The organism is Metabacillus malikii, assembly GCF_030813355.1.
Taxonomy (GTDB): domain Bacteria; phylum Bacillota; class Bacilli; order Bacillales; family Bacillaceae; genus Metabacillus; species Metabacillus malikii.
The window spans coordinates 320,806-334,455 of sequence record NZ_JAUSUD010000002.1 but is presented as its reverse complement, the minus strand read 5'-3'; the positions used below and the strand labels follow the sequence as shown (position 1 = coordinate 334,455).

Here is a 13,650-nt window from a genome sequence, read left to right as displayed (position 1 = left end):
TAATATCTTCACTGCCATTATTCTATTGTCAGCCGTTCGTACAAGTCTTTTAGTGTAGTACACCCTATCTCATTTAATTTATTAATGTATACACACCATAACGCCGCTGTCAGTTTGGCATCATATAGGGCATGATGTCTTTCCTTAATCTCAATACCATTATGTTTACAACACTCCTCAAGTGTAATAAGGTTTTCATTTGGTTCGGCAATTCGATATAGAAAGGACATATCAATCAGGCGATGTTTAAATTGAGCTCGATATAATTGCCAAGAGGCGTTTTGCAGGAACAACTTTTCGTGATTTGCATGATGAGCAACAAGTGTATAATCCTTTACAAATTTCAGAAATTCAAAAAGTACCTCTGATAATGGAGGTGCATCCATTAATTGCTCATCTGTTAGACCTGTTAGCTTACTTATTGCTTGAGGTATCGGTTTGTCTATTTTTATAAGGGAATAAAAGGAATCGTCTTCTAGCACTTTATCCCCTTTTACCTTTATCGCACCAATCGATATAATCTGGTCTCCTTTATCAGGATAAAATCCTGTCGTTTCGATGTCCAAAACGATGACATTTAAGCTAGTTAAAGGAATATGCAGTGTTTCCTCAACCCGCATTTCTCTTTGTAACTGTCTCAAATAGGCAACATGCTGCCCACTTTGTGCAGTTGACCCTCTCGCCTGTAGTCCTTTCAGAAAAAATAGCGGATCAAACGTCATTTTACCTCACCTTTTTCTATCAACGCTTGTGCATAATGGTGAACAAATTTTCCTACTCTTAATATCTTTTTCAGTTCTTTTTTTTGAGCTTTACTTAGCGTTTTAACATTTAAATAATGTCCATCATCATATTCTACAATTGCAGTTGGTGCTGATAACCGTAAATCTAACAATTTCACAAATTGACTACGAACTTCATCAAGGCTTTCTCTGTAAATTTGCTGCTTAACTAAGTTATTTAATCGATTTATTGTACTAGTTTCCATGACTCCTTCTTTAATCGCTAACAATCTAATCGCATTGACATAAGGTAAAAAGGCTGTTTGTTTCACATCAAGACATCCCTCATACTTACCACTCGTTTGCACAAATAATTGTCCTAACGGTCCAATAGCACGTTTATAATATTGCATATTTTCCTGGAATCTTTTCAATAGTTGCCCGTTACGATTGGCATGAATAACGATCATCTTCTTTAATTGATGGATATAACGGTCGTTTCCTACTACTGTTCTCGAATCAAAGAAAATTTGTAAATACCTGATCGCTTCCCAATTCATTTCATGCATCCACGTCTTAAGTTGCTTCTCCCAACCATCAATTGATTGACACCATAACGAATTTGAACTCATTATTTTCCCATCGCAATACGGGTAACCGAGAAATTTTAGTCCATCAGCTAACTCGCTTCCGAGTTTTTTAAAATATATTTGAGATTCAGAAAAATCACTTTCAAATACAATTCCGTGGTCCTGGTCACTTATTACCCCTTGTTCTTCCCGTCCACCACTTCCAGTTAAAAACCATGCAAAGTTGCACGGTGGTTTTCCAATTACCTTCTTCACTTTCTCAACCGCAATGTTGCAAGCTTGTATCATGATTTCATCATGGAACTGATTCAATGAAGCTGTATCGTTCACATACTCAAAAAGATGTGCTTCCTTCCATTTTATTAACGCTTCATACGTTTTAATCGTATTTAACATGAGAGGCACTCCCTCATTTATATAGAAAGAAGGAGTAGCCAGATGACATACTCCTCTTTCATAATTTTGTATTGGATTCATTATAGCCTATTAATATATCATATTAAATATTTATTAAGAACCTACATTTTGGTTTTTTGAAGCGAAAACTTCAGGATAACCATAGCTACCATGCTCACTCATATCTAGACCCATAACTTCCTCTTCTTCCGTTACACGTAAGCCGTTCATCACCTTTTTTAATATAGCTAGGATGACAAATGATATAATAAATGCATATAGTCCTGAAACTGCTACACCCATGAACTGTACTCCTAGCTGTTCAAAGCCGCCACCGTAAAACAATCCAGGCTTACCTACAGATGCTAACTCTGGTGTTGCGAAGAATCCTGTAGACAATGTCCCCCAAATTCCAGCAACCCCGTGGACAGATAATGCAAAAATTGGGTCGTCAATTTTTCTCTTTTCAAAAAATCTTGCACTATAGAAAACGAGAATTCCAGCAATGAAGCCAATTAAGACTGCAGCCCATGTGTCAACAAATGCACAAGATGCTGTAATTGCTACTAGACCTGCTAATGCACCGTTTAACATTGTCGGAACATCAGATTTTCCTAATACTAACCATGAAATAATAAGTGCTGCTACCGCTCCTGCTCCTGCAGCAAGATTTGTATTTAATGCAACAAATCCAAAGAACCCTTCATCTACCGCTACTGTACTACCAGCATTAAAACCAAACCAACCTACCCATAAAATTAAAACACCTAGTGCTGTATATACTTGGTTATGACCTTGAATATTATTAGCAGAACCGTCTTTATTGTATTTTCCTATCCGAGGTTTTAAAATAATTGTTGCTGCAAAAGCAGCCATTGCTCCTGTTAAATGTACAACCGTTGAACCTGCAAAATCTTGCTTACCATGTTCCGCTAACCAGCCGCCACCCCAAATCCAATGTGCAATGACCGGATAAACGAGTGCTGAGAATAAAATCGTAAAGATTAAATATACTGATAATTTAGCTCGCTCCGCAAAGCCACCTAACGCTATCGTAATTGAGATACATGCAAATGCAGATTGGAATACAAAAAACACTGCTGTTGAAAGTCCCGCATCTTCTGCTTGAGCTCCTGAATAAAAGAAGTCTGTTAATCCAACAAGGAAATTACCATTCCCCCCAAAAGTGAAAGCATAACCAACTGCCCAATACACTAATGATGCAAGACCTACCGTAAATATTGTTTTACCAGCTATATGACCAGCATTTTTCATTCTTGTTGATCCTGCTTCTAATAAAATAAATCCACCTAACATGAAGATAACTAAAATTGCACCTAGCATAACCCAAAGGCTATTCATTAAAAAAATCGGATCCATTCATTTTTCCTCCCTTGTGTTTTCTTAACATATGATGTTAGAAAATATAACATTGTGTTCTTGTTTACTATTCTATACGATTTTCATCGCGTGTCAACCTGTTTTTCAAAATTTCTGAAAATTGTTTGTCAGATAATCTAACAAACATTGTTAAAAATGTAAGTTGAAACTTGAATTCACAAGATGCTCTTCTATACAATTTGGGATATTCTATTATTTATAGACTATTTTCTAAAACATTTCGCTCATTACCGTTTAATTCATTATCGGTTGGTTGGAGCTGATTGTGAGATTATACAGGCGTTTACTCGGAGATTTTCCAAATGCGGAGTCAGTTTGCCCATTGACATACAAACTGAGGGGCATCGACTATAGATTCGAAATCATGATGAATTTGAATGAATCAATGCTGACTTTCTTAGGGAGATGTGAGTTTGTTTGTTGATGCCGAAAAAGTAGTTAGACAAGCTCAGCACCCACCCCCCTCTTACTGAATACTCAAGCTGTAATCACCCCAATACGACAACCAAGTAAGCTGCTTATATGTTTACGAAAACAACCTAATGAGTTGGCTGTCCTAATAAAAAAGGCTATAATATGCTTGGCAAGGATAGAATACATAACAAGAAGCATAAGAAAAGAGGAAAGAAAATTGAAAATCATTGAAGCAACAATCGAAAAACTTGAAGACCCATTCGGAATTTTATCTGGAGAGCGTTTTGAAATAGTTTTAACGCTTGAAATTAACGAAGATGATGAACTGTATAGCGAAAACGGAACGCTACTTAAGCTCATCTACGCTGTTGAAGAAACTGATGCAAAAATCGTTCAATATGATTTTATTGAAAAAGAGACGAACAAAGTATTAGATTTTGCATTAGAGGATGAAGAAATAATAGAAACCGAAGCTTATTGTAAGAAACTTTATGATCAATATTCTGCTGAGGAAGAAGAATAAACATCATCATTAATTTCGGAACATTCATAATAAAAATGATTTAATTATGGCGAATTTAACCTTTATGTCAGTAACATGAAGTTTATTATAGGTCTGCCATTTCCAAAGACAATAAAAAAGATGCTAAGCTCATGTTACTAGAGCCTAGCATCTTGTATCGTATGCTTATAATTTTACAACGTCTTCAGCTTGTGGACCACGGTTTCCTTCAACAATGTTGAATTCAACTTTCTGTCCTTCATCTAAAGTTTTAAAACCTTCACCTGTAATAGCACTGAAGTGAACGAATACATCGTTACCTTCTGCAACTTCGATAAACCCAAAACCTTTTTCAGAATTAAACCATTTTACAGTACCAGTCGTTTTCATGAGAGAAACCTCCAAAAGATTTATTAATATGTTACTCTATATTTACACGGTAAAATAGTATTCACATATTATAGAAACTATCAAAAGTAAGGAGTAGATAACCTCTATAATATGTGAATTATATAGCTCCATATTTTGAAAAACAAACAAATATCATTTATTTTTATCTATTATTTATTGAAATTACAAAACTCAAAACAACGAAAGCCCTACCTCTCTTTCGTCCTTACGGCTCCTAGACCGTGCCAGTGTGAATTGATCGTACCTTACTCGATACATTATTCACAGTGCACTATAAAGTGAAGCTCTTCTAATAAGCATCTAAGTAAGTATAATCGAAACAAACAAAATTGTCAATGTAAGCACTTTCTTTCATTTATCATTCTCATTTATTCTTCTAGGTGTTATTCATACGTTCTATTACGGTAAACTTGTACGAAGCCTAGCAAGCTAGTTGAAATAATCAAAATAGAAATTACTAAAATCCATGCATCCTTCATATTCCCACTATCGATTGCAACATATATAGCTGTCGAAATTGTTTGTGTTTTCCCAGGGATATTCCCAGCAAACATAAGCGTCGCTCCAAATTCTCCTAACGCTCTCGTAAAACTTAAAATAAATCCTGTCAATATTGATTTCATCGTAAGTGGTAGTGTGATAAAAAGAAAGACTGCCCATTCATTCGCACCATCTACACGAGCAGCCTCTTCAACTTGACGGTCTATCGTTTCAAATCCCGCTCTTGACACTTGGTACATTAATGGGAAAGCAACCACTACGGCAGCCACAACTCCTGCCCACCAAGTAAAAATGATTGGAGCACCAAACATGAACTCTATGAATCTACCAAGTGAGCTGTTTGCCCCAAAGAATATAAGTAAGAGAAATCCTACTACAGAAGGCGGTAATACTAATGGTAGTATTAGAAATGTTTCAAGAATTGTTTTGCCTCTCCATGTACGATTTGCCATCAATTTTCCGGTAACAGTTCCAAAAACCATCACAATAACACTCGCTATTATCGCAATTCGTAATGATAAAAAAATTGGTTCAAACAACTCTGTACCCATCTATACCCCTCATTCTGCAATCGTAAACCGATACTTTTCAAAAACTTTTTTAGATTGTTCATTTAACAAATATGTATAAAATTTTTCAGATTCTTTTTGTTTAGTTGATTTGGTAACAACCCCAATAGGATATACAATTGGCGTATGTAAGTTTGGATTAATGTCACTTATTATTTTAACCTTGCTAGAGGTTTGTGCATCAGTCTTATAGACGATACCAGCATCAACATTGCCTGTTTCAACATATGATAAAACTTGACGAACATCTTTTGCCGTAATGATTTTGTCTATCATACGATTCCATAACTTAAGATTTACTAAGGTTTCTTTCGCATATCTTCCCGCCGGAACCGTGTCGGGCATTCCAATCGCAAGTTTCTGTACATTTTGGATATCAGTACCTGAATGTACATTTGATTGTTTAGAAGCGATGACGACTAGTTCATTTTGCAATAATGTATGGGATTGTTGCTTTATAATATATCCCTTTTCAACGAGAGTATCGAAATATCTTATGTCTGCCGAGAAAAATAAATCGACAGGTGCTCCTTGCTCAATCTGTTTACTTAATGTACCACTAGCAGCAACATTTAATTTTATTTGGACATTATGATGATTTTTCTCATATTCCGCTATAATTTCTTCAAGTACATTTTTCAGACTAGCTGCAGCAGATATTGTGAGCTCCGTCTGATTAGATCCACCTTTTGCAGATGAACAGCCTACTAATAGAATAAATACTATAAAGAGGATGCTTCTACCTTTTAACATATTTATCCACCACTTACAGGTGGAATAAATGCCACAACATCGCCTTCACGAACAATGTCCTCATTTAATGCATAGTCTTCATTAATCGCAACCATTACATGACTTAAATCACCAAGCTTATACTCTTTGGCAATTTTCTCTTTTACTTGCAAAACCGTTAAATTTTTATCATCTAATTTAGTACTACTTTTCCCTGCTTGTTCTTGTAAGTGCGCAAATAATAATACTGTAATCATTAACGTACCTCCTTTGGTTTTCCTTCTGGATATGCCACCTTTTCTAATTGGTCGCCGATCCACGCTTTACCATCTTCCCAGTGTTCCTTCTTCCAAATTGGTACGATTTGCTTTATTCTCTCAATCGCATATTCATTTGCTTCATAAGCATCTTTTCGATGGGGTGTTGATACAGCAATTACAACAGCTATATCGGAGATTTCCAATTTTCCAATCCGATGTGTTATAGCAACTTTGGCATCCTTCCACTTTGAGATAATTTCATTACCTATTTGCTCAAGCATCTTTACAGCCATCTTTTCATATGCATGATATTCCAAAGACAACGTCCTCTTACCATTTGTAAATTCCCTAACTGTCCCTGTGAACGTCGTAACAGCACCAGCTTCTCTCCTAATTACTTTTCTTGTAATTTCTTCAACCGAGATAGGCTCGGTTACAATTTCATAAAGCGGTCTACTCAATTTTATCACCTACTTGATTTTCTATTAGCCATTCAATGCATTTCTTATCATCATAAAAAACACGAAATTTTTTTGTTATCTCTATAGGCAGCTCAACTCGTGATACAACACAGTAAATACGATGAAGTGTATCCAATAAAAACAAATCATCATTTGAATGTAGCAGGACAACTTTCTCATATTGCGCATCTTTATATCCTTCAACAATAATGTAATCTAAGTTAAAATGTGAATATATAGTGATTAATTGGGGAAGTGACAGTGATAATGCATCTGTATTAAGCATTATCGAACCGTTACCTTCAACTACAGATACGAGAGCCCCAGCTTGACGGTGTTTTCCTGTATCTGTTTCGTCATCATGTGGAGTTAGTTTACCATGCCCATGATGTTTTATCGTCCCAACCTTTAAGTTAAGCTGTTTCATTTGCTTAATATAATTCGAAACAAAAGTTGTTTTTCCACTATTTTTATAACCAACTACTTGAAGGATTCTGCCCAAGATGTATCACTTCCTGTCTGGTCTTCTAAGAGAAGGATATCAACTAAATCTCCTTCTTTATAGCCCCTTGTCCCACCTGGTAGCACGATAAAAACATTTGCTTCAGCAAGGGATGATACAACATTCGATTTATCTAAACCAACAGGTGTAGCATATAGTTTCCCATCAGTAAATGTAAGATGTCCTCGTACAAAGCGAGTAAAAGGGTTCGGCTTTAAAAAATCCTTACCTAGAACAGCAACTGCCTTTTGGAGATGCGGTTTTGAAGAATGGACATAAGAACGAATTATCGGTCGAACAAATAACTCAAAGCCTACATAACAGGCAGAAGGATTACCTGATAACCCAAACAAAAGCTTTCCGTTATATTCAGCCACAGTCGTCACGCTCCCTGGACGCATTGCTACTTTATTAAACAAAATCGTTGCACCTAATCGGTTATATATTTCCGGTAAATAATCGTAATCACCAACTGAAACACCGCCTGTTGTAATTAAATAATCAACCTTCTCAATTGACCGTTTAATCGCTTCGTAACATTCGTCTAGATGGTCTGCAAGTTTTCCTATATACTCTGGCTTTGCACCACTCCTAATTGCTTGCGCTTCAATCATGTAAGAATTACTGTTTCTAATCTTACCAGGAATAAGCTCCTCTCCTACTTCTAGTAACTCACTACCCGTCGCAATAATACCTAGTGTAGGTTTTTTTACTACAGTAACTTTTTCATATCCAAATGTCGCCAAAAGAGCAACGATACCTGGTGTTATGTATGTTCCTCGCTTAACTAATATTTCACCTTGTCGTGTATCTTCACCTTTAAGTGATAAATTATCACCACTTTTAAATGGCCGTTTAATAGACATATACATTTTTCCATTTCTTTCATAAACAGTTGTCAATTCAAGCATTACGATCGCATTACAACCTGTAGGTATTTGAGCACCAGTCATTATTCTTATCGCTTCAAACTCACCTAATGTATATTCACTTACACTACCCGCTCCAATTTCATCGATGATTTCATATTCAATTGGATTATCAGCTCTTGCAGTCGCAGAACTTTCGGCTTTTATCGCAAAACCATCATATGGGGAACGGTCAAACGGTGGTACAGGGTGGTCGGCTACTAGATCTTCTGCTAAAAATCGTGAATAACTTTCACGTAAAGGGATAATTTCGCTCTCCCCCTGTTTAGAAAAGGTTAAAACTTTGTTAACTGCATCCATTACTTTTATAGGAATTCTTCTTTCAATCATCAAATCACTCCACATTCACTTATCAAGGATGTTATATTTTATCATTAGATTGTAAGGTTATATAATCTTCTTGTGAGTTTATGTTACAAAAAACTTTCCGCTCCACCCCCATATCTTCTATCGACATATATTTAACCGGCATTTTCTGAAGAAGCGCGCTCAATTTCAATTCATTATTCTGAAGTTGGCTTGTTATGTACTCAAAGCTGCTACGATGGTACACACCTATGAGCGGATGGATTTTACCATCTACCTGGGGAATAATTGCCAAATATTTATTATTTCTTGCACGTAATAACTGTTTGATAACTAATTCTGAAATAAATGGAATATCACATGATAAAAAAATATACCATTCTCCCATTATATGATTCATCGTTGTGTACATACCAGCCAAAGGACCTTTTCCGACTACGTTATCGTCATCAGTACAAACAAAGTATGATTCATATTGCTGAAACACCTTAACCAGCTCCGGGTGGCTAATAATTACTTGTTGATCTGTAAGCCGTTTCATTGCATTCATCGAAGACTCCCAAAAGAACATCCCATTCAATTGTGCAAAAGCTTTATGTGTCCCGAACCTTCTTGATTGACCACCTGCTAATAACACACCGATTATCGTTAACATTTCACCTTTCACTTCCCTGCTTTTTATACGTAATTACAAGTTTAGTCCTTGATAATGCTACTTATACAAAAATCACGCTAATACGTATTGTAGTATATAAGTACAAGAAAAAAAATTCACAAAGTCAAACAAAAAGGACAGTAACCAAATTGGCAACTGACCCTTTTATCTATAATATTAAGACCTTTCACTTTCAGCCAATACACGGATGATGCGTTTTTCAATCATTCTCAAATTACTTCCACCTGCTTGAAAATGACGCAACTTCCCTTCCTTGTCAAAGACATAATAGGCAGGTACATATTTGTTTTCAAATGCATTTGATAATTGGCTTTTACCATCGACAAATATAGGCTGAACAATATTGTGCTCTAGAGCAACCTTTCTAATATTGTCCAAAATACTATCTTCCTCTGTTCGAGGCATATGGACTGCAACGGTATTTAATTGGTCTTTATATGTATCGCGAATTTGATTTACTTGTGGCATTGCTTTTTTACACAAATGACAACTAACAGACCAGTAATGAATAAAAGTTGGCATCTCACCGATTAACTGCTCTCTTGTCACTTCTTTATTTAACCATTCCGTAGCACCAGTCAGTTCTGGCATCATTTCACGAAGCTTCATCCTATACCCTCCAAGACATGTCACTTAAACTAACAGTCAAATACAATTACCGTATACAGATTTCATCGTTTTATATTGTGACAATTATAGGTTAAGCTGCACGGATAGTCAATATATAGTATGATATGACAAACCTTTTGTTATAATTGTATGAAAGTTGACATACTTGTAGTCAATACATGATAATCTGAATAAAAACGATACTATGTTTGACAGATTTGGAATAGGGAATGTAATAAGGGTGTCAACTTTTAAAGAATTTGTCGAAAGGGAGTTATATTAGAATGGATATTTTACCTAATATTGATTGGTCTGGATTGCTTACAAATACAGGACTAATTGTTTTAAAATTAATTGGAATTATTATTGCCTTTACTATTGTAAAAGCGATTGGTAACCGAGTCATAAGGAAGTTGTTTCAACGATTTCAAGAACGCGAAAATATATCAGCAGGACGCACACTTACACTTCAAAGTCTCTCGTTAAATTTATTTTCTTATTTTCTTATATTTATGTTTATCGTGATGGTATTTGAAATCTTCGGCTATGATGCTACCGCTTTACTTGCTGGTGCAGGGGTTGTCGGACTCGCGATTGGGTTTGGTGCACAAGGATTAGTTAGCGATGTTGTCACAGGATTCTTTTTATTATTAGAAAAGCAAATTGATGTAGAAGATTATGTTACTATCGCTGGTTTTGATGGTATTATTGAACAAGTTGGACTACGTACAACACAAATTCGAGGCTTTGACGGTACTCTCCATTATGTACCTAATCGCGAAATAACAAATGTAAGTAATCACTCAAGGGGTAATATGAGAGCACTCGTTGATATTGGTATATCGTATAACGATGATATCGACCGAGCAATTACCGTTTTACAAGAGGCTTGCGAAAAATACCAGGCAACAGACGAAACAATTGTTGAAGGTCCCAATGTTATCGGTGTACAAGCTTTAGGTTCTTCTGAAGTTATCATTCGAGTAATTGCCAAGACTGAAAATATGCAGCAATGGGCCGTTGAACGAAACTTGAGAAAAGCATTAAAAGAAGCATTGGAAGCAAACGGCATTGAAATCCCATTCCCGCATCAAGTCTATATTCATAAAAATGAAAGCGAAACTAGGCGCGCTTAAAAAACTTTATGTATCAACGCTAATAAAACTAAAGTGTCGCACTCCATAATAGCTATGTTGATAGTTTTAGTGGAGTGCGACACTTTTTTCGTTTATGAAACCCATTTACAGGGTGAAAATCTCTCAACTTTCATCGATTATTTGTCAAGTTACCAGAAAATCTGTCAACTTTCCCCTTAAATCTGTCAACTTTGGCAAAAAATCTGTCATTTGACACACTCCGACACCCCCTGTACATGTTCCGTAAAAAAGCTGGAGTGATCATTCTCGAAAGAATGACCACTCCAGCTTTTAATATTATTGATTCACTTTTGATTCGATTCGTTGACAAACTTCTTCTGCACTTAAACCACTTGCATTAATAACTGAACCAGAAGTTACAGCATTAGTTATTCCCATTACATTCTGATCTTGTCCAGTAATGACACAGCAATCACAGCCTTGTGCATCGCTTTCGTTTTTCAGTTGGACAACATCATACCCTTTTTGGCTAAGGGCCGCAGTTACATCTGACAATGATTGTTCTACACCGATTTTTGGCATTGTTTATCCACCTCCTACATGTATTGTGTACAGAGGGGGATATTCTATACTTTTATTATTTTGATTTCGATTTAAATTCAATGTATTTACTCATTACATCAACAGCAACTTGGATCGCATCTTCGTTCGGTGTTAATTTCGCATGATGAAGTCCAAATGGCGAGTCAACTCCTAGCCAAAACATAAATCCTGGTATTTTGCTAACCATATACCCAAAATCCTCACCTGTCATTGCTTCAGTACTTAGCTTAACGTCATAATCTGTATGTTCTGAAATATATGACATAAACTCTTCTGATAAGGCCTCATCATTATAAACTTGATGATACATTGCACCGTAATCAATCGCAGCTTGGCAATTGTACCCTATTTCAAGACCTCTTACTATTGCTTCAATTCTTTCTTTCACCTTATCCATCGATTCGACTGAAAGTGTACGAATTGTTCCTTCAAGTCGTGCATTTTCTGCAATAATATTTTGAACTGTTCCACCTGTTATTTTCCCGATTGTAACGACTGCACTATCTAACGGATCAACGTTTCTTGAAACGATTGATTGCATTTGTGTAACGAGGTTTGCTGCAGCTACAACCATATCGTTCGTTGTATGTGGATATGCCGCATGCCCCCCCTTGCCTTTTAAGTCGATAAACAATTCTGACGTATTTGCAAAAAGTAGGCCTGGTTTTGTGGCAATTGTTCCTACCGGAAGTTCAGGAGCGATATGTAAAGCGAAAATTAAATCAGGTCTCCACTTCCCTGCAATTTCGCTATTTAACATCGGTTCAGCGCCACCCGGTCCTTCTTCTGCAGGTTGAAATAAAAATAACAGGTTATCTTCAATTCGATTGTCAATAAAATGTGAGAGAATTCCTAATGCAATCGACATATGAAAGTCATGACCACAAGCATGCATGTAGCCCGAATGCTTTGATTGAAACGGATAGGTTGTTTCTTCTTGTATTGGTAGGCCATCGATATCGGCTCGGTATCCGATTGTCTTCTTTGGATTAGTACCTTCCAATAACACGAATATACCGGTTCTCCATGTTTCAATTTTCAAGTGTTCTGACTTAAATTGCTTAATTATATTAAGCAAGTACTGCTGTGTTTTATACTCTTGAAAGCCGAGTTCTGGTATTTGATGTAAGTCTCTACGTATTTTTAATAACTCTTCTTTCTCCAACTTCCTCATCTCCATATACTTAAGGCGCGGATATAATCCACGCCCCTGTCTTATAATTGTCTTAATTCTTGCATGATTTCTGTTTTCGACTTCGTTTTTGCATCAATGTCCTTAATTTTTCTTGCTGGTGCACCGGTTACTACTGTATATGGCTCAACATCTTTTGTTACAATTGCTCCTGCACCGACAACAGCACCTTTTCCTATTGTTACTCCTTCTAACACAACGACATTAGCACCGATGACAACATCATCTTCAACGATAACTGGTTTAGCAGAAGGTGGCTCAATAACACCCGCTAAAACTGAACCAGCCCCGATATGACAATTTTTCCCGACTGTTGCACGTCCTCCTAGTACAACATTCATATCAATCATTGTTCCTTCACCGATTACACTACCGATATTAATTGAAGCACCCATCATGATTACAGCATTATCGCCGATTTCAACTTGGTCACGAATGATTGCACCTGGTTCGATTCGTGCTTTAATTCCTTTTAGATCGAGTAATGGGATTGCTGAATTACGACGATCATTTTCAACAACATAGTCTTCTATTTTCTCTTTATTATTTTCCAACACTTCTTGTAAATCTGACCATTCACCGAATACTATACCAGTATTTCCAGTGATAAATGTTTGAGCAGACTCACCGAACTCAATTCCATCTAAGTTACCTTTTACATAAACTTTAACAGGTGTTGATTTTTTACTGTTTTGAATAAATGAGATAATTTCATTTGCATCCATCATTTTCATATGTATTACTCCTCCATGTGCTATCATTTTTTCCATACTTTAC

General features: G+C 36.2%; 17 protein-coding genes. 2 read left to right on the top strand and 15 right to left on the bottom strand.

From position 1 onward, the window contains the following. Positions 1-17: 17 nt before the first annotated feature. From J2S19_RS03810 to J2S19_RS03800, 3 genes are all read right to left on the bottom strand, one after another. Complete coding sequence (locus tag J2S19_RS03810; RefSeq protein ID WP_307337440.1) at positions 18-722, bottom strand: exonuclease domain-containing protein; 705 nt, start codon at positions 720-722, stop codon at positions 18-20. Next, positions 719-1,708, bottom strand: coding sequence for a DUF294 nucleotidyltransferase-like domain-containing protein (locus tag J2S19_RS03805; RefSeq protein ID WP_307337437.1), 990 nt, complete (start codon positions 1,706-1,708; stop codon positions 719-721). The genes J2S19_RS03810 and J2S19_RS03805 overlap by 4 nt, the downstream gene beginning before the upstream one ends. Before the next feature lie 114 nt (positions 1,709-1,822). After that, complete coding sequence (locus J2S19_RS03800; protein ID WP_307337434.1) at positions 1,823-3,088, bottom strand: ammonium transporter; 1,266 nt, start codon at positions 3,086-3,088, stop codon at positions 1,823-1,825. A 652-nt stretch (positions 3,089-3,740) separates the two neighbouring features. Between J2S19_RS03800 and J2S19_RS03795 the strand changes: the two genes are divergently transcribed. Beyond that, positions 3,741-4,046 (top strand): DUF6509 family protein, encoded by a 306-nt coding sequence (locus J2S19_RS03795; protein ID WP_307337431.1) that lies wholly within the window; start codon positions 3,741-3,743, stop codon positions 4,044-4,046. Positions 4,047-4,211: 165 nt separating this feature from the next. Here J2S19_RS03795 and J2S19_RS03790 read toward each other — a convergent pair whose 3' ends face one another. From J2S19_RS03790 to J2S19_RS03750, 9 genes are all read right to left on the bottom strand, one after another. Further along, the gene (locus tag J2S19_RS03790) at positions 4,212-4,415 is read right to left on the bottom strand and encodes a cold-shock protein (RefSeq protein ID WP_307337428.1); all 204 of its coding nucleotides are present in this window, start codon (positions 4,413-4,415) and stop codon (positions 4,212-4,214) included. Between the two features lie 404 nt (positions 4,416-4,819). Then, on the bottom strand, positions 4,820-5,488 hold the full coding sequence (modB, locus tag J2S19_RS03785) for a molybdate ABC transporter permease subunit (RefSeq protein ID WP_307337425.1): 669 nt from the start codon (positions 5,486-5,488) through the stop codon (positions 4,820-4,822). 9 nt (positions 5,489-5,497) lie between these two features. After that, positions 5,498-6,259 (bottom strand): molybdate ABC transporter substrate-binding protein, encoded by a 762-nt coding sequence (gene modA, locus J2S19_RS03780; protein WP_307337422.1) that lies wholly within the window; start codon positions 6,257-6,259, stop codon positions 5,498-5,500. Positions 6,260-6,261: 2 nt separating this feature from the next. Further along, complete coding sequence (gene moaD / locus J2S19_RS03775) at positions 6,262-6,495, bottom strand: molybdopterin converting factor subunit 1 (protein ID WP_307337420.1); 234 nt, start codon at positions 6,493-6,495, stop codon at positions 6,262-6,264. Continuing rightward, complete coding sequence (locus tag J2S19_RS03770) at positions 6,495-6,959, bottom strand: molybdenum cofactor biosynthesis protein MoaE (protein WP_307337417.1); 465 nt, start codon at positions 6,957-6,959, stop codon at positions 6,495-6,497. Before J2S19_RS03770 ends, moaD begins: the two co-directional genes overlap by 1 nt. Further along, on the bottom strand, positions 6,952-7,461 hold the full coding sequence (gene mobB / locus J2S19_RS03765) for a molybdopterin-guanine dinucleotide biosynthesis protein B (RefSeq protein ID WP_307337412.1): 510 nt from the start codon (positions 7,459-7,461) through the stop codon (positions 6,952-6,954). Before mobB ends, J2S19_RS03770 begins: the two co-directional genes overlap by 8 nt. Next, positions 7,440-8,720 (bottom strand): molybdopterin molybdotransferase MoeA, encoded by a 1,281-nt coding sequence (locus J2S19_RS03760; protein ID WP_307337409.1) that lies wholly within the window; start codon positions 8,718-8,720, stop codon positions 7,440-7,442. Before J2S19_RS03760 ends, mobB begins: the two co-directional genes overlap by 22 nt. Positions 8,721-8,751: 31 nt before the next feature. After that, complete coding sequence (locus J2S19_RS03755; RefSeq protein WP_307337406.1) at positions 8,752-9,351, bottom strand: molybdenum cofactor guanylyltransferase; 600 nt, start codon at positions 9,349-9,351, stop codon at positions 8,752-8,754. A gap of 177 nt (positions 9,352-9,528) precedes the next feature. Then, positions 9,529-9,981, bottom strand: coding sequence for a redoxin domain-containing protein (locus tag J2S19_RS03750; protein WP_307337403.1), 453 nt, complete (start codon positions 9,979-9,981; stop codon positions 9,529-9,531). 284 nt (positions 9,982-10,265) lie between these two features. On the opposite strand from J2S19_RS03750, the gene J2S19_RS03745 reads away from it, so the two are divergent. Continuing rightward, a complete protein-coding gene (locus J2S19_RS03745; RefSeq protein ID WP_307337401.1) occupies positions 10,266-11,117 on the top strand; it encodes a mechanosensitive ion channel family protein in 852 nt (283 codons plus the stop codon). 297 nt (positions 11,118-11,414) lie between these two features. Here the strand turns inward: J2S19_RS03745 and J2S19_RS03740 are convergent, their stop codons facing one another. The 3 genes from J2S19_RS03740 to dapD are packed head-to-tail and all read right to left on the bottom strand — an operon-like array spanning position 11,415 to position 13,607. Then, positions 11,415-11,660 (bottom strand): YkuS family protein, encoded by a 246-nt coding sequence (locus tag J2S19_RS03740; protein ID WP_307337398.1) that lies wholly within the window; start codon positions 11,658-11,660, stop codon positions 11,415-11,417. A gap of 55 nt (positions 11,661-11,715) precedes the next feature. Next, on the bottom strand, positions 11,716-12,855 hold the full coding sequence (locus tag J2S19_RS03735; RefSeq protein ID WP_307337396.1) for an N-acetyldiaminopimelate deacetylase: 1,140 nt from the start codon (positions 12,853-12,855) through the stop codon (positions 11,716-11,718). Positions 12,856-12,896: 41 nt separating this feature from the next. Next, entirely contained in the window at positions 12,897-13,607 is a 711-nt protein-coding gene (dapD, locus tag J2S19_RS03730) for a 2,3,4,5-tetrahydropyridine-2,6-dicarboxylate N-acetyltransferase (protein WP_307337393.1), read from the bottom strand. Positions 13,608-13,650 lie beyond the last annotated feature (43 nt).